Raw genomic sequence first — 17473 nt, 5'->3', positions numbered from 1 at the left:
GCAAATATGTGGCGAGGGAACATTTTTTTACGAGCGGCGAAAGACCGCCGCCAGTTCGACATGGGTCGACCATCGGAACTGGCCAACCGGCTTCACCTTGTCCAAAACATATCCGCTCGCCACAAGATGCGCCGCATCGCGGGCAAAGCTCGCCGGGTTGCACGAAACATAGGCGATCACCGGCACGGTTGACGCCGCCAACTGTATCACCTGCTCCCGCGCGCCCGCCCGGGGCGGATCGATCACCACCGCTGCAAACCGGTTCAATTCTTCGGGAACCAGCGGACGCCTGAACAGATCGCGATGGTCGGCAACCATGCGCCGTTGAGCGCGATTGGCAGCCAGCTTGAGCGAAAGCACCAGATCGCGCGCACCCTCAGCAGCGTAAACCGGACGCTCCTTACCGACCCCGAGGGCGAATGTCCCGAGCCCGCTAAAGAGGTCAGCAACCGCACCGCTTGCAGGCAGGGCCTGTCTCACGATCTCCAGCAGAGCAGATTCCCCATCCGGCGTGGCCTGAAGAAACGCGAAGGGAGGGAAGGCTACGGCAACGCCACCAAATGTCATCGTACCCGGCTCAGGCTCCCAGCGCGTTTGCTGGCCATCGCCTTCATCGATCGTCAATCGCGCCAGACTGTGACCCGCGGCAAAGTCACGCAACGCCTCATCCGCTGCCAAGCCGGAAACCTGAACATTCTCCAGAAGCAAGTCCACGCCCTGATCGATGAGGGACATGCGAACATGCGCGGCCCGCCTATCCGGCAGGATCAGGGGCAGCAACGCTCTCAGCGGCTCGATCAGGGCAAAAAGGCGAGGTTCCAATATCTCGCACATCGCAAGATCGATCAGCTTGTGGCTACCCGATTCAGCAAAACCGATAGCGATCCGCCGCCCCTCCCGAACGGCCCGTAAGGATGTGCGGCGCCGTGTCCTGGGCGGCGACAAATGAGGCGGCTGCAATGATCCAGCCACCAACGTAAGGCCCTGCCCCATCAAGGCTCCGGTCACGCGCCCCGTGACGAACTCCGCGAGGCTTTGTTCATCGACATGCTGCAGTTCACACCCACCACAGGCGGGGAAATGAATACAGTGCGCTTCAACATGATGAGGACCAGTTGAAAGACTGCCATCGGCCGCCAGCCTGTCTCCCGGCGCCGCGAGCGGCACGTGCCTCCCATCGGCGGTTACACCATCGCCCTTTGCGGCAATGCGAATTACAAGATCATTGTCGATGTCAGTCACAGGCGGGAGGCGATAGCCGCTGGCAACCGGGTGATCAAATCATCCGCGACAAACGCCGCTCCTGCACGTCTCGCTGCCTCGCCATGAAGCCACACGGCTTCGCTCGCCGCGCGAAACGGGTCACCCCCAACCGCCAGTCGTCCGGCAGCCAGGCCCGCCAGAACATCCCCCGTCCCGGCAGTCGATAGCCAGGATGACGCGCCGGTTGCTACAGCAACGCGGCCATCGGGTGCCGCGATGATGCTATCCGATCCTTTGAGGATCACTATGGCCCCCGTTCGCTGGGCTGCTTTAGCCGCTCGATCAATCTTGCTGCCGGGCAGATCGCCAAACAGCCGCACGAACTCCCCCTCATGTGGCGTTAGGATCGACGAAGGCGGAACTGACCCCACCTGCCCCGTTGCCAACAATGTTAGGGCGTCAGCGTCGAGCACCAGTGGATGACCGCATTGCAGCACCGCTTTCAAACGATCGGCTGCATGCTCATCATGGCCCAGGCCAGGCCCGACCAGCACCGCCGCAAACCTCTCGTCCTGAAGTTGCGCCTTTACCTGATCGGGCTCATCAGCCCGCAACGTCACGATGGCGTCCGCAGCGGAGGAACCTGTGTCCATGACCACATGTCGAACCATGCCTGCGCCGGAGCGCGCCGCAGCCTCGGCAGCAAGCCGCCCTGCCCCCGCCATGCTGCCACCCACTATAGCCACCAGTCCCCGGCTATATTTATGATCCGTTGCTCTCGGCGCTGTCAGGCGAGGCGGAGCAAGCTTATGAACGACTCCGCTACCCCTCACGCCAATGTCCGCACAAATCAGCCGCTTGAACGCACCGGCCGCAGGATGCAGCACATGAGCAGGCTTGAGCGCCCCCAGTGCAATACAGACGTCGAATTGCGGCACCGGGGACAGCAGCGCACCACTGTTCGTATCGACCCCGCTGGGCAGGTCAATGTTGTAGCTGAGGCCCGCTCGATCCGTGAGGCTGTTCAGCCGTTCGGCAACAACAGTATCCAGCCCACGCGAAAGCCCCGTGCCGAATAAAGCATCAACCACCTGGGTTGCAGAACCCGCGTCATTGAGGGACTCGATCGGCCCATTCCATGCTACCCGTGCACGGCGGCTCGAATCCGTGCGGCTTTCCCCCAATGCCGCGACACGGACGGGCACACCCCGCGCCCGCAGCAAACGGGCAACGACAAAGCCATCGCCGCCATTATTGCCTGGACCGCACAGCACCAGAAGGTCCCGCCGACCGCCGGCGCGCCAAATGACCTCTGCCGCCGCAGCCCCCGCGCGCTCCATGAGTTCATATTCTGGGATACCACTCGCGAACACGGCCTGTTCGGCCTGCCGTATCTGGGCGGCGGTCAGGATAGGCGCCCCCGTCATGGCACAGCCGCCGGAGGTATAGTCGCGGGCAGCCGATAATGATCCTCACCCGCGCTTACTTCGATAACAGCAGCGCTAATTATAGCGATCTTCGCGGGCTGCGCTCCATCAGCCGATGCCAAACCCCGCCGGTCCTCCAAAATATGAAAACGGCGGAACCCACCATCGGGGTGGCGAATGGTTAGAAGTTCTCCGTCCTGCTCGACCACGCAATTACGCGCCCATTTGGCGTCGGCACCGATCGCGCAGTCCGCAAGAGCCCTCTTTTCCGATGCAGAGTTCGCAAAGGGGTTCTGCGCCCCCTCGCCCTGATCACAGCCTGCCAGAGCGAGACACATGAGCCCCGCCCCGGCGATCTGTTCAGATATCCGCATAGACATGGGTTTCGGTCTTTGCTCCGGGATGCGTCACTGCCCCCTTGTAAGCCGGTCCCACATTCTGTGCATAACGCCAGAGAGCACCTGACTGATAATCATTCTGGCGAGCCTTCCAGTTCTTTTGCCGCTCGGCCAGCACGGACTCGGAAACCTTAAGGTCGATCGTGCCTGCTTCGGCGTCGATAGCGATGAGATCGCCATTCTCGACCAGCGCGATCGGACCGCCCTCCGCAGCCTCCGGTCCCACATGGCCAATGCAGAAGCCGCGCGTCGCGCCGGAGAAGCGGCCATCGGTGATCAATGCCACCTTTTCGCCCATGCCCTGGCCGTAGAGCGCGGCCGTGGTCGACAGCATCTCGCGCATGCCGGGGCCGCCCTTAGGGCCTTCGTAGCGGATGACGATAACCGATCCTTCCGCGATGTCGCGCGCTTCCACCGCCGCAAAAGCGTCTTCCTCACAATCGAAAACGCGAGCAGGCCCTTCGAACTGGAGGCGGTGCATGCCCGCCACCTTCACGATCGCGCCATTGGGAGCAAGCGAACCCTTCAGACCCACGACGCCGCCGGTCGGCGTGATCGGCGACTTGACGTCATAGATGACCTTCTGGTCAGGATTCCAGGTCACTTCCTCGATATTCTCGGCGATGGTCTTGCCGGTGACGGTCATGCAATCGCCATGCAGCAAGCCGTTGTCGAACAATGTCTTCATCAACATGTAGACGCCGCCAGCATCATACATGTCCTTGGCGACATATTTGCCGCCGGGCTTGAGGTCAGCGATGTAAGGCGTCGACTTGAAGATTTCGGCCACGTCGAACAGGTCGAAATCGATGCCGCATTCGTTCGCCATAGCGGGCAAGTGCAGCGCTCCGTTGGTCGAGCCCCCCGTCGCAGCAACGATCCGGGCCGCATTCTCGAATGCTTCGCGAGTGCAGATATCACGCGGACGGATATTCTTCGCCAGCAACTCCATGACCTGACGGCCAGCGGCAACGGCGACCTCTTCGCGGCTTTTGTAAGGAGCGGGCGCCATGTTGCTGTTCGGCAGCGAGAGGCCGATCGCCTCACCCACGCAGGCCATCGTGTTCGCGGTATATTGGCCACCGCAAGCGCCGTGTCCGGGGCAAGCGACCTTTTCGAGCGCGATCACATCCTTCAACGGGCAGGCGCCCGCCGCATATTTGCCGACCACCTCGAACACATCGACGACGGTGACGTCGCGATTTTCAAAACGGCCCGGCAGGATCGACCCGCCATAAACGAAGATCGACGGCACATTCAGGCGCAGCATCGCCATCATCATACCCGGCAACGACTTGTCGCATCCGGCGAAAGTAACGAGCGCGTCATAGCAGTGACCACGCACCGAAAGCTCTACCGAATCCGCGATGACTTCGCGGCTCGCCAGCGAGCTTTTCATGCCCTGATGGCCCATCGCGATGCCGTCGGTGACGGTGATGGTGTTGAACCGGCGCGGCATACCGCCAGCTTCATTCACGCCCTGACGGCAGAAGTCCGCCTGCATATCGAGCGTCGTGTTACATGGGGCGCTGTCGTTGCCCGCTGATGCAATGCCTACGAAGGGACGGCCAATCTCTTCTTCGGTCAGGCCCATCGCATAATAATAGCTACGATGCGGAGCGCGCTCCGGACCAACCGAGACGTGGCGGCTCGGCAGTTTCGACTTGTCGAATGTATGAGACATAAAACCTACCCTTCTTGCGCGCCTCCTTTCCAAAAAGGGGCGAGTCACGCAAGGCTATTGCGGCATTGTAGCACGATGGGGCCAATTATGCTGGCGAAGCGGCTTTGCCCGTTGCCGTCGCTCACCAGATCCTGCCGCATCTCGATGCCAAGATAGGGTATGCCATTGGCTTCGGCATGGCGGTTCATGGTCGCGTTCAGCAGCCGCCCCGAATAGGGTAGCTGATCGCCGACCATCAGGCCAGCCTCCTCCAGCATCGGAATGGCGATGCGGGCCGCACGGTCATCTTCATTGTAAAGCACGCCAATGTCCCATGGCCGTTCTGCCTCGGGGTCACTTGCCAGCTGCGGGGTGAAGCTGTGCACTGACAGGATGAAGGGCGACGTCATTCCGTCGAGCAGTCGGCCGATCTGATGATGATAGGGATGATGAAAGCGGATCATGCGATCAGAAAGGTCTGCATGGCGATTGCCCGGAATGACATGACCGTCGCTCATGACAGGCAGCAGGCCCGGCGCGTCATCCTCACGATTAAGGTCGATCACAAGCCTGGAAATACCACCCAATATCGCGGTGCATCCCAACTGCTCCGCCAGTAACCGGCTGACCTCGGCCGCTCCGATGTCTATGGCGATGTGGTTGCTCAGCAGGGCAGGATCGATATCCAGATCGATGTCGGCAGGCACATGAGCCGACGCATGATCCGCGATGATAAGCAGGTCGAGGGGGCCGCCTTCCACCTGTGTAAATGCCTCGCTCACGCTCCGCCGATCTCCGTTTCCATTACCCACCAGCCGGGTTGCATCGCTGATATTGCCCGCGCAGCCACTGCTCGCTCGCGCGGATCATCGAACAACGCAAAGCAAGTTGCGCCAGACCCTGACATCCGAGCCAGCCTGACGCCCGCTTGCTCCCGTAGCAGGGAAAGCACGTCGGCAATGACAGGCGCTACCACGATCGCCGCCGGTTCCAGGTCATTGCGCCCCCTTGCGATCACATCGTCGAGGGTCGCAGCGGTTAAGCGGCCTCGATCCAGCTGGTCCCATCGGCTGAAGACATCGGCCGTGGAGACGCCGACACCTGGATTGACCAGGAGCATCGCGGTCCCCTCCCAGCCTTGCACATCCAGCGCCTCGAGCGCTTCACCCCGGCCGCGCACCATCTGCGTAACGCTGCTGACGCAGGCCGGCACATCCGAACCAAGCGACAGGCCGATGCGCTCCAGTTCAGCGCTGGGGAGCCGTGCATCCCACAACCGGTTCAGCAGTCGCAACGTCGCCGCCGCATCGGCGGAGCCACCGCCAATGCCCGATGCTACCGGAAGGTTCTTCGTCAGCTTCAACGCCGCGCCGCGCGCTTCACCCAAATGGTCCTGCAACGCCCGGGCGGCTCTCATGACAAGATTATCTGTGCCCGAGCCCAATGCCTTGCCGAACGGCCCATCCAGCGTCAGGCTGATGTCCCCTCCATGGTCTAGACTTCCGCTGAGGATGTCTCCGTCCTTCGCAAAAACAAACAGGCTTTCCAGCGCATGATAGCCATCAGGCCGCCGATCGCGCACGTGCAGGGCGAGATTCACCTTTGCGAAGGCGGTTTCCACCAACATTGCAGCTTCAGGGCGCGACATATTCTGACGTCATCCCGGTTTTCGCCTTCGCATGAAGTCGCGCCGCCACTTCTCCTTCCGCGAAGAGAGCCGCAGCCCGCCAGGCGTAGCGCGCTTCATAACGGCGTCCGGCAACCCATAGTGCGTCGCCCAAATGCTCGTTGATGGTAACATCAGCCGGAGCGCCCTCGGCCGCACGCTCCAGCACCGGCACCGCCGTTTCCACATCTCCGGTCACGAAATGCGCCCATCCAAGAGAATCAGTTATGGACGGGTCGTCTGGTTTCAGGGCGCTCGCCTTCTTCAGAAGTTCAAGCGCAGCCGGAACATTCTGCCGCCGCTCGACCTGAGCGTAGCCCAAATAGTTCAGCACCGCCGGTTCATTGGGCGCGATCGTCGCAGCGCGCTCCAGGGCTCCACGCGCTTCGTCCCAGCGGCCCGCCTGCTCAAGCGCGCTGCCCTGTATCAGCAAGAGAGCCCAAGGCACATTGTCCGCGCCGTAGCGCCGTTCGGCCATCCGGAAAGCGTCAGCAGCCCCGGTGAAATCCTTCGCTTGGGCCAGCAACTGCCCCAGCTTCACCATATGATCCACATCCGCACCCTGCGCCTCAGCCAGAGAGCGGGCGAGCGATATGGCCCCGGCACTATCATTGGCCGCCGTCAAGGCGTTGACCATCGCCGCCTGCCTAAGCGCCCCAAACCAACCCTCTGGCGCGATCTGATTCAGTTCAGACACAGCCTGTTCCCCGCGCCCAGCTTCGGTCAGCAATTGCGCCAAGGCCAGTCTGCCATCAGCGCCGCCGGGATTGGCGAAGCTGGCGATGCGAGCCAGCCTGATCGCCAGCATACGCGTGCTCTCATCCGATGAAATGTCGGCAGCCAAACGCACAAGCAGCCGGGCAAACCCCTGCGCTGGCGTCAGTGGTCGCCCCGCTTCCCCGACTCCGCGTTTGCGCGCGATATCCTTCCGCGCCAGAGCATAGTCGACCCGCCCATCAGGAAGCAAAGCCATCGCCTCCGTTATTGCGCCCCGAGCCGCAAGCTGCCCCGCGAAGGTCAGCCGCATTTCGACGAGTTCGACCGTGCGCAGCCCCAGCGCGCGATTGATCGCCAGCCCAGCGCCCGCAACGTCTCCACGGCCAAGCGCCTGGAGCGCGATATGCTCATCAATGTACCGCCGCGCGAGGGAGGCGTAGCGATCCGCCGGATCGATCTCGGGCGGCGCAACACGGCCTTCGCCCACCGCAATCCAGCTGCGGATTATCGGTGCCAGAAACCCGAAATTGCCTTCAGCCGCGACCCGATCTGTGATCCGACCGGCCGCCTTCCAATCCCTTCGGGCCAAAGCTTCGCCAAGGAACAGAAGCGTCCCGTCCCTCGGCATCAGCCCTTTCGCGTCGAGCAGCCTTGCCGATCGCATGGCCAGAGCCATGTCGCCGCTCATCAAAGCATGCAGATAGGAACGCCGCGCCACCTCCACACTGTCCGAATCCCCGGCCAGTGCATCGCGATAGCTGTTAAGCGCAATGCGGGCCGCTCCATCGCTGTCGGCCAACCTGCCTCGCGCATAAGCATGCAGCGCGCTCGACCGATCCACCGATGCGCCAGCAGGGGAAGCCAGCACCATCGGCAGCAACATCGCAGAGAGCAGGCGCCTACATGTTGGGATAGTTCGGCCCCCCGCCGCCTTCGGGCACAACCCAGTTGATGTTCTGCTTCGGGTCCTTGATGTCGCACGTCTTGCAGTGGACGCAGTTCTGGGCGTTGATCTGGAACCGGGGATTGCCCTCATCCTGTCCAACCACCTCGTAGACCCCCGCCGGGCAGTAGCGCTGCGCCGGTTCGTCATACATGGGGAGGTTGTAATTGATCGGAATGGACGGGTCCTTCAACTGAAGGTGAACCGGCTGGTCCTCCTCATGATTGGTGTTCGACAGGAACACAGAGGACAGTCGGTCGAAGCTGATCACCCCATCGGGTTTGGGATAGTCGATCTTGTGCCCGATCTCCTTGGGCCAGATCTTTTCATTGTCCGGCTTGTGCTTCATCGTGAAGGGCAGGCCGATCTTCAGCGTGCGCATCCACATATCGACGCCCGCCAGCAACGTGCCGATCGTATTACCGAACTTGGCCAGCAGCGGCTCGGCATTCTTGACCAGCTTCAGCTCGTCAGCGATCCAGCTGGACCGCAGGCGATCATCATAGTCATGCAGGACATCGCGCGAGCGTTCGTTCTGAATCGCCTCAAATGCCGCCTCGGCTGCCAGCATGCCGGACTTCATTGCCGTATGCGTGCCCTTGATGCGCGGTACGTTGACGAAGCCTGCCGAGCAACCAATCAGCGCACCGCCGGGGAACACCAGTTTCGGCACCGACTGCCAGCCACCTTCATTGATCACACGCGCGCCGTAGGACACGCGGCGCCCGCCCTCCAGATACTGGCGGATCGCCGGATGCTGCTTCCAGCGCTGGAACTCCTCGAAGGGATAGAGGTAAGGATTGCGGTATCCGAGGCCGACCACGAAGCCGATCGCAACCTGCCCGTTGGCCTGATGATAAAGGAAGCCGCCACCGTAGGCGTCAGTTAGCGGCCAAGCCTGCGTGTGGATGACCAGGCCCGGCTTGTGCTTGGCGGGGTCAATATCCCACAATTCCTTCATGCCCAGGCCGTAAACCTGCGGCTCGCAATCCTTGTCCAGTTCGAACTGGCGCTTGAGGATCTTGGTCAGGTGGCCGCGCGCGCCTTCAGCAAAGAAGGTATATTTGGCGTGCAGTTCCAGCCCCGGCTGATAATCGCCCTTGCGATTGCCTTCCCGGTCGATGCCCATGTCGCCGGTGGCAACGCCTTTTACGCTACCATCTTCATTGTAGAGAATTTCGGCGGCGGCAAAGCCAGGGAATATTTCGACACCCAGTCCTTCGGCCTGCTCGGCAAGCCAGCGGCACAGATTGCCCAGCGACCCCGTATAGGTCCCCTTGTTGTGCATCCAGCGCGGCGTGGCGATGTGGGGCACAGGCAATTTACCGCGCTTGGTCAGGAACCAGTGCTGGTTATCGCGTACAGGAACCTCGGCAAGCGAGCAGCCCATGTGGCGCCAGTCCGGCAGCAGTTCGTCGAGCGCCTTGGGATCGATCACAGCGCCCGACAGAATATGGGCGCCGATCTCGGACCCTTTTTCCAGAACGCACACCGCCAGTTCCTGACCGGCTTCATTGGCCAACTGCTTCAGCCTGATCGCCGCGGACAGCCCCGCCGGTCCCCCGCCGACGATGACGATGTCATAGGGCATCGATTCCCGTTCGCTCATAATCCCTCCATCGAGACGGGCCGGATAGTTTCCCTCTCCTGTCCGGCCGCCGCATTACTCAAACGATTTACCACTGGTTGCCGATGAAGATTCTTGACCCCGGCGTCAACCTCTGGCCCTAGAAGAACGATGCGGGGAATGACGGAAGACTTGGCCGATGCTGCCAGCGCCTATCTGGCATGGTGGGACATGGCGGGCGTTGATGGCGCGACGACGGAAACGCCGGTCAATTGGCTGCGTCCAACTCCAGCTGCCACCCGGCCATCGTCCACCTCCTCTCCCGCCACAGTGAAGAAGCCCGTATCGCTTCAGGATTTTACGACCTGGCTCGCTGAGGATGCCGGGCAACCCGAGCGCCGCTGGGCAGGAACGCCCATATTGCCGCAGGGTCAGGCTGGATCTCCGCTGATGGTGATCACGGACATGCCCGATCCGGCCGACATGGACGCAGGCACATTACTTGCCGACCGCGCCGGACGCTTGTTCGATGCCATGCTCTCCACCATCGGCTTGTCGCGTGAGACGGTCTACATCGCTTCCCTCTTTTGCGCGCGCCCACCCGGCGGCATGGTGGAGGCGGCGGATCTGAATGCTGCGGCCGATCGCATGCGCACCCATGTTTCCCTCGCTGTTCCCGGCAAGCTCCTGCTTCTGGGCGACCGGACGATCCGCACATTCCTTCCCGTACAAGACAAGCAAGGGATGGAAAGTTTACACTTTTTTAACCATGATGGCGGCATTGTGCCTGCTTTAGCCACTTTCCACCCGCGGCTGCTGCTCGGGCAGCCTGCGGCGAAAGCGGAATGTTGGCGCACATTACAACGCCTGGTCGAGGATATGCATCAGTGATTCGCGCGCTCACCCGATCTTCCTGCCTGGCTCTGGCCGCCATGAGTGCCGCCGCAGCCATGCCCGCAAAAGCGGATAACGCGCCGTCGACCGCAGCGTTCAGGTCCGACTTCAACTCCGCCTTGTCCATCAATGACGCCGACAAGGGGCGTTACTCGGCCATTTACGCCGCACTGGCGGGTCAGAGTTGGGCTGACGCAAAAGTCATGATTCTAGCTTTGGATCCGCAGGATCCGATGCGTTTCGTTGCCCTCTCCGACCTCTATGTGGCGAAGGACTCTCCACGCGTGGAGTTGTTCGAAGTGCTCGACCTGGTGAACAAAGCAGCTTGGCTTCCCAACGCGGATCAACTTTCGCGGCTCGCGCAAAAGCGCGGCGCGACGATCCTGCCAACCCTCCCGCAAATCCAAAAGATGGTATGGTTGGGTTCCGCACCCCGACGCGAATATGTCGCCACGACGAAGACTGACCTGCTGGCCCAGGCGCTGGTTGGCCAGATCACGCCTTTCATCAAGAATGATGATCCCGTCGGAGCGGAAACGCTGCTGGCGTCCGGAGAAATCGGCCTCACCCCTGAAGGCGTGACGGAAGTGCGCCAGCGTGTCGCCTGGTCCTATTATATCGAGAATAACGACGCCGACGCACGCCGCATGGCCAACCGAGCGATCGAAACCCGTTCGGGCAGCGACTGGACGGTCCAAGCACATTGGACGCTGGGCCTCGCATCTTGGCGGCAGCATGATTGCGCCACAGCCGCGCCTGCGTTCGCCAATGTTGCGGCTCTCGCTGGAAATGCCGACATGCGGGCAGCGGGAGCCTATTGGGCTTCCCGCGCCTATATGGTCTGCGGTCAGGCCGAAAAGGTCGAAAGCCTTCTGAAGACCGCAGCTCGTTCCGATGAAACCTTCTATGGCCTGCTTGCCCGCGAGACACTGGGCATGCCCGTTGGCGGCGCCAGAGTGGCGCCCCACTTTGGCGCAGCCGATTGGCAGCAGCTCAAGGACAGCCCGAATGTCCGAGCGGCCATTGCTCTTGCGTCCATCGGGCAGATCGCGAGGGCAGACCAGTTCATCCGCCACCAGGCGCGGATCGGCGGCGCGGCCCAATATGACGCGCTGCTGAAACTGGCAAACGCTCTCAGCCTCCCCGCCACCCAGCTTTGGCTCGCGCATAATGGTCCGGCGGGTAAACAGCCTGGCAGCTTCGCCCGCTTCCCGACGCCCGACTGGCGTCCGGATGGCGGATGGCGCGTCGATCCCGCCTTGATCTATGCCCACACGCTTCAGGAATCAGGCTTCCGTAGCGACGTCGTTAGCAGTGCAGGTGCCCGAGGCCTGATGCAGGTCCTGCCGGGCACCGGCAGCGACATGGGCCTTTCCTCCCCTGCCCAGTTGTTCGTGCCATCGACCAACATGGAATATGGCCAGCGTTATCTGGAAAATCTTCGCAACATGAGCGCCACCGGCGGGCTTCTGCCCAAGGTCATGGCCGCCTATAACGCAGGTCCGCTGCCCGTCGAACGGTGGAACAGCGAGGTCAAGGACAATGGCGACCCTCTCCTGTTCATGGAGTCGCTGCCCTATTATGAAACCCGCGCTTATGTGAACATCGTCATGCGCAACTACTGGATGTACCAAATCCAGGCGAAGGGCAGCGCTGATTGCCTTACCGGTATGGCGCAGGGCATGTGGCCCACCTTCCCCACCTCCAAGGGGACGCGCATGGTCAGGCTGAGCCAGAACAGCAACCTTTCCGCACCCAGCATCGCGGGCGGCTCTGACTAATGCCAATCGATGAGGACCGGGCATTTCTGCCGGTACGAATTGCGGTCCTGACTGTGTCCGACAGCAGAGGCCTTGCAGACGATCGATCCGGCGATACCTTGATCGAGCGAATAAAGGCTGCGGGTCACATATTGGCTGCGCGCTATATCGAAAAAGATGATCGAGCCGCCATCGTTGCCCGCCTGCACAGCTGGATTGACGATCCTCAGATTGATTGCATCATCTCTACGGGAGGCACGGGCGTCACCGGCCGCGATGTGACCCCGGAAGCGATCGCCCAGGTCCAGGACAAGGAAATACCCGGCTTCGGCGAACTATTCCGATGGCTCAGCTTCCAGACAATCGGAACCTCGACGATACAGTCGCGGGCCACCGCATGCGTTTCGCGCGGAACTTATATCTTCGCGCTGCCGGGTTCTACCGGCGCGGTGAAGGACGCCTGGGACGGCATTCTTTCCACCCAGCTCGACAGCCGTTATCGCCCCTGCAATTTCGTCGAACTGATGCCCCGCCTGATGGAGCGCTGACCCACTGGCCCTTGCCACAATGTTCCCATTATGTTCTAATGGAGCATGGTTGCTGAAAAGGGTCGAGGCGCGACGTTGAATGTCGCTAGCCACCGCTTCAATATCGCGGAACAGATCGCTGACGGCGACTGGCTCGATACGCTTGATGCCATAGATGGCGCCGCACCGCGCCGTCGCACACAGGTCACCGTCGAACATCCCCGCACTATCATCAGCCGCAACAAGTCGCCTGATCTCTCCTTTAGCCAATCGATCAACGCTTATCGAGGATGCGAGCATGGATGCATTTACTGTTTCGCCCGGCCAACCCACGCCTATCACGATCTGTCACCCGGCCTGGATTTCGAAACGCGCCTCTTCGCCAAGCCAGATGCGCCCGCCCTGCTCCGCGCCGAACTGTCCAAGCCGTCCTACATAGTCTCCCCTATCGCCATGGGGACCAACACCGATCCCTATCAACCGATCGAACGGGATTGGAAGATCACCCGCCAATCTATTGAGATATTAGCTGAATGCCGACACCCACTCTTCATCACGACAAAGTCCGACCGGGTTCTTCGCGACCTCGATCTTCTGAAGGAGATGGCGCGCGACCGGCTCGTCGCCGTGATGATCTCCGTAACGACCCTTGACCCAAAGGTCGCGCGTACTCTCGAACCTCGCGCGGCCCACCCACTCCGGCGGGTGGAGGCTATCCGTCAGCTGGCGCAAGCAGGCGTGCCGGTCGTCGCCAGCGTCTCTCCCATCATCCCCGCCATCACGGACCATGAGATAGAGGCCATAATCGAGACGGTCGCCGCCGCTGGGGCTCGCGACGCTACCTTCATCCCGGTTCGGCTCCCCTACGAGGTGGCACCCCTATTCCGCGCCTGGCTTCAGGAACACTATCCCGACAGAGCCGCAAAAGTCATGGGAATCATTCGTGAAATAAGAGGGGGCCGCGATAATGATCCTGATTTCGGGACCAGAATGCGCGGCCAAGGGGTTTGGGCCGACCTGATACGCACCCGTTTCATCAAAGCGCGAAAGCGCGTCGGCTTTTCAGGCGAGAGGCTGACACTCAGGACCGACCTGTTCCGTCCGCCCGCAGGTCCACAGCTTCAACTCCTTTGATCAGGCCGTTGCCGCAACCAGCCTGAAGCCGGAGCGCCGAGTCCGTGCCCGATACCCATCCGCTTTCGGCTCCATCCGTTCGAAGCTTTGAATGGACAAGCCCGGAATGAACGCGATCGCGTCTACCTGATCCGCCCCGATGAGGAAATCATCCCCAACGAACATCCGCGCAGCCTTGCCGCTTGCCAACGGGGTACGCAGGAAAACTTCGCTGCGCCCGCCCCTGTTTCGCAGCAGCAGTTCCGCCAACACGTCAACGGCTGCGACATCCTGCACATCCACCACCAATTCCATCCGCGATGCACTGGCGAGTTGATTGAATTGCTCCACGCCTCGGATCGTCACGCGAGGTGTTTCCTCGCCCGGCATGCGATCCAGCTCTACCATCAACAGGGCGCAATCACCGTCTCGCGCCATAGCCTCGATAGCCTTGCATGCATCTTCATCGAAGCAACTCGCCTGGAATTGCCCGCTACTGTCGGAGAATGTAGCCGCCGCATATCGCGCCCCGCGTCGCGTTTCGCGCCAGCGCACCTCTTCCACCATCGCGGCCATGACCGCATTGACGCGCCCGCCCTCCGCCACCTGTTCGGCACAGATCGCTCCGTAGCTTTTCGCGCCGCGCGCCTCAGCCAGATGACGATATCGATCAACAGGGTGCGCCGAGAAATAGAAGCCAAAAGCTTCCTTTTCCTGCGCCATCCTGTCCGCAGTGGACCAGGTCTGATGGGGCGGAATGCGGACGTCTGCATGCGGCGTCTCGACGTCGCCAAACAAGCCGCCCTGCCCGCTTTCGCGCGCTTCAGCAGCACTGGCGGCAACGCTCAGGATAGTGTCTGCCGCTGCATGCACTCCAGCCCGGTCGGGATGGATTTCGTCGAATGCGCCTGACGCCGCGAGGCTTTCAAGTTGACGGCGGTTCAACAATCGCGGCTCTATTCGGTCTGCAAAGTCATCAAGGGACTTGAATGACCCGCCCGCATCCCGCTCGGCGACCAACTGCTCCATCGCCTTTTCACCGACGCCCTTAAGCCCCCCCAGGGCATAGCGCACCGCGAAACCAAGGCGCGCATCCTCACCCTCATGCTGGATCGGTTCAACGGAGAAGTCGGCAAGGCTGCGATTGATATCGGGCGCAAGGCAGTTGAGGCCCATGCGTCGCATATCATCGACAAAGATGGTCAGCTTATCCGTGAGATGGATATCGAACGCCATTGAGGCGGCATAGAATTCCGCCGGGTAATGCGCTTTCAACCACGCCGTCTGATAGGCAAGCAGCGCATAGGCGGCGGCGTGGGACTTGTTGAAGCCATAGCCCGCGAACTTGTCGATCAAATCGAACAGCTCATTGGCTTTGGCGGCCGGAATGTCGCTCCCGCCGCAACCTTCCACGAACCGCGCTCTCTGAGCATCCATTTCCGCTTTGATCTTCTTGCCCATGGCCCGACGAAGAAGGTCAGCATCCCCCAGGGAATAGCCCGCCAGTATCTGGGCGGCCTGCATCACCTGTTCCTGATAGACGAAGATGCCGTAGGTCTCTTCGAGGATAGGCTTCAGGAGAATATGAGGATATTCAATATCTTCCTGGCCGTTTTTACGGCGCCCGAACATAGGAATATTATCCATCGGACCGGGCCGATAGAGCGAAACGAGCGCAATGATGTCGCCGAAATTGGTGGGCCGAACGGCGGCCAGTGTCTTGCGCATGCCCTCCGATTCCAGCTGGAACACGCCGACCGTGTCGCCCCGCTGAAGGAGGTCATAAACGGCCGGATCGTCCCAACTGAGGATGCTCAAATCGATCTCGACGCCCCGCCCAGCCAGCAACTGGACCGCCTTTTGCAGAACAGACAGCGTTTTGAGACCCAGGAAATCGAACTTCACCAATCCCGCGCCTTCGACATATTTCATGTCGAACTGGGTGACCGGCATGTCCGACCGCGGATCGCGATAGAGCGGCACAAGCTGTGACAGCGGCCGGTCGCCAATGACGACGCCCGCTGCATGAGTCGAACTATGCCGGGGGAAGCCCTCCAGCTTCATCGCATAGTCGATCAGTCGTTTGACTTGATTGTCATTGTCATATTCGGCCTTGAACTCTGCCACGCCGTTCAAGGATCGTTCCAGCGTCCAGGGGTCTGTCGGATGATTGGGTACCAGCTTGGCAAGCCGGTCCACATGCCCATAGCTCATCTGCAGAACGCGTCCGGTATCTTTCAGCACCGCGCGCGCTTTCAACTTACCGAATGTGATGATCTGCGCGACATGATCGGAGCCATATTTCTGCTGAACATAGCGGATCACTTCACCGCGCCGCGTTTCGCAAAAATCGATGTCGAAGTCGGGCATCGAAACGCGCTCGGGATTGAGGAAGCGTTCGAACAGCAGCCCGAGTTGCAGCGGATCAAGATCCGTGATGGTGAGCGCCCAGGCGACCACTGAGCCTGCGCCCGAGCCACGGCCCGGACCCACGGGAATATCCTGCTCCTTCGCCCATTTGATGAAGTCGGCAACGATCAGGAAGTAGCCGGGGAAACCCATCTGAATAATGATGTCAGTTTCGAACTTCAGCCGGTCGAAATAGGGCTGACGGGCCTCATCTCCCTCGATCCCCGCCTTTTCCAGCCGCCACGCCAGTCCTTCTGTTGCCTGCTCGCGCAACATCCGCGCTTCGCCTTCGATGTCGCCAGCGAGGCTCGGCAGGATAGGCTTGCGCTTTGGCGCAGCGACCGCGCAACGTTGGGCGACTATAAGTGTGTTGGCTAGCGCCTCCGGCAAATCCTCGAACAGCCGCTTCATTTCTGCGGCCGGTTTCATCCATGCGTCGGGCGAACTAGTCCGCCGGTCGGGAGTTTCGACATAGGCCCCGTCGGCGATGCAGAGCATCACATCATGCGCCTCGTGAAAGTGAGGCTCGGCAAAGCAGGTCGGATTGGTAGCGATCAGCGGCAGATCACGCGAATAGGCAAGTTCGAGCAATTCAGCTTCCGCCCTGCCTTCGATGGGATCAAGCCTCCGGCAAATTTCGACATACAGCCGATCCGGAAAGAGGGTCTGAAGCCGGTCAGCATAGGCAAAGGCGGCGTCGGGCTGGTCCTCCGCGAACAATCGAGCAAGCGCTCCCTCCGCCCCAGCGGTCAAAGCGATAAGCCCCTCCGTCCTGCCGACCAGCGAATCCAGGGTAACGTGGGGGACTTCTTCGACCGGACGGTCGAGATGAGCCATCGAAACCAGCGCGCACAGATTATCGTATCCCGCTTCATCCTGGGCATAAAGCGCCAGCCAATCATGCACGGCAGCTGCATTGGCAGGGCGCCCGGGCCGCAATATGCCCAGAATGGCTCCGATTATCGGCTGAACGCCCTCGCCCTTGCAGGCATCTGAAAAAGCCATCGACCCATAAAGGCCATTGCGGTCAGTGATCGCTGCTGCCGGAAAGCCCAGCGTTCGCGCTTGCTTCGCGATCTTCTTCGGCTCGATTGCGCCTTCCAGCATGGTGAAAGAGGAAAAGATGCGAAGGGGTACAAAACCGGCATGAGGCATTTTGCATTGATAGCGCCGCTACCACCTCGGG

Annotated in this window: 13 protein-coding genes; 4 read left to right on the top strand and 9 right to left on the bottom strand. The window is 61.1% G+C overall.

The features are described 5' to 3' along the window. Window positions 1-27 precede the first annotated feature (27 nt). From AC6JBC_RS07245 to AC6JBC_RS07210, 8 genes are read right to left on the bottom strand one after another with little or no spacing between them, the layout of a single operon-like run. A complete protein-coding gene (locus AC6JBC_RS07245; RefSeq protein ID WP_498023633.1) occupies window positions 28-1242 on the bottom strand; it encodes a class I SAM-dependent RNA methyltransferase in 1215 nt (404 codons plus the stop codon). Further along, complete coding sequence (locus tag AC6JBC_RS07240; RefSeq protein ID WP_498023632.1) at window positions 1239-2630, bottom strand: NAD(P)H-hydrate dehydratase; 1392 nt, start codon at window positions 2628-2630, stop codon at window positions 1239-1241. Before AC6JBC_RS07240 ends, AC6JBC_RS07245 begins: the two co-directional genes overlap by 4 nt. Beyond that, entirely contained in the window at window positions 2627-3010 is a 384-nt protein-coding gene (locus AC6JBC_RS07235) for a hypothetical protein (protein WP_498023631.1), read from the bottom strand. The genes AC6JBC_RS07240 and AC6JBC_RS07235 overlap by 4 nt, the downstream gene beginning before the upstream one ends. Beyond that, the gene (ilvD, locus tag AC6JBC_RS07230; protein WP_498023630.1) at window positions 2991-4712 is read right to left on the bottom strand and encodes a dihydroxy-acid dehydratase; all 1722 of its coding nucleotides are present in this window, start codon (window positions 4710-4712) and stop codon (window positions 2991-2993) included. Before ilvD ends, AC6JBC_RS07235 begins: the two co-directional genes overlap by 20 nt. A gap of 44 nt (window positions 4713-4756) precedes the next feature. Further along, window positions 4757-5473: an N-formylglutamate amidohydrolase gene (locus AC6JBC_RS07225; RefSeq protein ID WP_498023629.1), complete on the bottom strand. Its 717-nt coding sequence runs from the start codon at window positions 5471-5473 to the stop codon at window positions 4757-4759. Further along, the gene (locus AC6JBC_RS07220; RefSeq protein WP_498023628.1) at window positions 5470-6339 is read right to left on the bottom strand and encodes a 4-(cytidine 5'-diphospho)-2-C-methyl-D-erythritol kinase; all 870 of its coding nucleotides are present in this window, start codon (window positions 6337-6339) and stop codon (window positions 5470-5472) included. Before AC6JBC_RS07220 ends, AC6JBC_RS07225 begins: the two co-directional genes overlap by 4 nt. Then, on the bottom strand, window positions 6326-7957 hold the full coding sequence (locus AC6JBC_RS07215) for a tetratricopeptide repeat protein (RefSeq protein WP_498023627.1): 1632 nt from the start codon (window positions 7955-7957) through the stop codon (window positions 6326-6328). Before AC6JBC_RS07215 ends, AC6JBC_RS07220 begins: the two co-directional genes overlap by 14 nt. Before the next feature lie 16 nt (window positions 7958-7973). Further along, on the bottom strand, window positions 7974-9626 hold the full coding sequence (locus AC6JBC_RS07210; protein WP_498023626.1) for an electron transfer flavoprotein-ubiquinone oxidoreductase: 1653 nt from the start codon (window positions 9624-9626) through the stop codon (window positions 7974-7976). Between the two features lie 138 nt (window positions 9627-9764). Here AC6JBC_RS07210 and AC6JBC_RS07205 point away from each other — a divergent pair, with 138 nt between their 5' ends. Genes AC6JBC_RS07205 through AC6JBC_RS07190 form a run of 4 tightly spaced genes read left to right on the top strand, consistent with a single transcriptional unit; the run spans window position 9765 to window position 13899 of the window. Then, the gene (locus AC6JBC_RS07205; protein WP_498023625.1) at window positions 9765-10475 is read left to right on the top strand and encodes a uracil-DNA glycosylase family protein; all 711 of its coding nucleotides are present in this window, start codon (window positions 9765-9767) and stop codon (window positions 10473-10475) included. Then, window positions 10472-12259: a lytic transglycosylase domain-containing protein gene (locus tag AC6JBC_RS07200; RefSeq protein WP_498023624.1), complete on the top strand. Its 1788-nt coding sequence runs from the start codon at window positions 10472-10474 to the stop codon at window positions 12257-12259. Before AC6JBC_RS07205 ends, AC6JBC_RS07200 begins: the two co-directional genes overlap by 4 nt. Next, window positions 12259-12786, top strand: a complete 528-nt coding sequence (moaB, locus tag AC6JBC_RS07195; protein WP_498023623.1) for a molybdenum cofactor biosynthesis protein B — start codon at window positions 12259-12261, stop codon at window positions 12784-12786. The genes AC6JBC_RS07200 and moaB overlap by 1 nt, the downstream gene beginning before the upstream one ends. Before the next feature lie 45 nt (window positions 12787-12831). Continuing rightward, complete coding sequence (locus tag AC6JBC_RS07190; protein WP_498023622.1) at window positions 12832-13899, top strand: PA0069 family radical SAM protein; 1068 nt, start codon at window positions 12832-12834, stop codon at window positions 13897-13899. Here AC6JBC_RS07190 and dnaE read toward each other — a convergent pair whose 3' ends face one another. Beyond that, entirely contained in the window at window positions 13900-17442 is a 3543-nt protein-coding gene (gene dnaE / locus AC6JBC_RS07185; protein WP_498023621.1) for a DNA polymerase III subunit alpha, read from the bottom strand. Between the last annotated feature and the right edge of the window lie 31 nt (window positions 17443-17473).

The sequence above is a fragment of the Sphingobium sp. RC1 genome (assembly GCF_059738765.1).
Note: the sequence above shows the minus strand (reverse complement) of the source record. Positions and strands in the feature narration are given on the sequence as shown.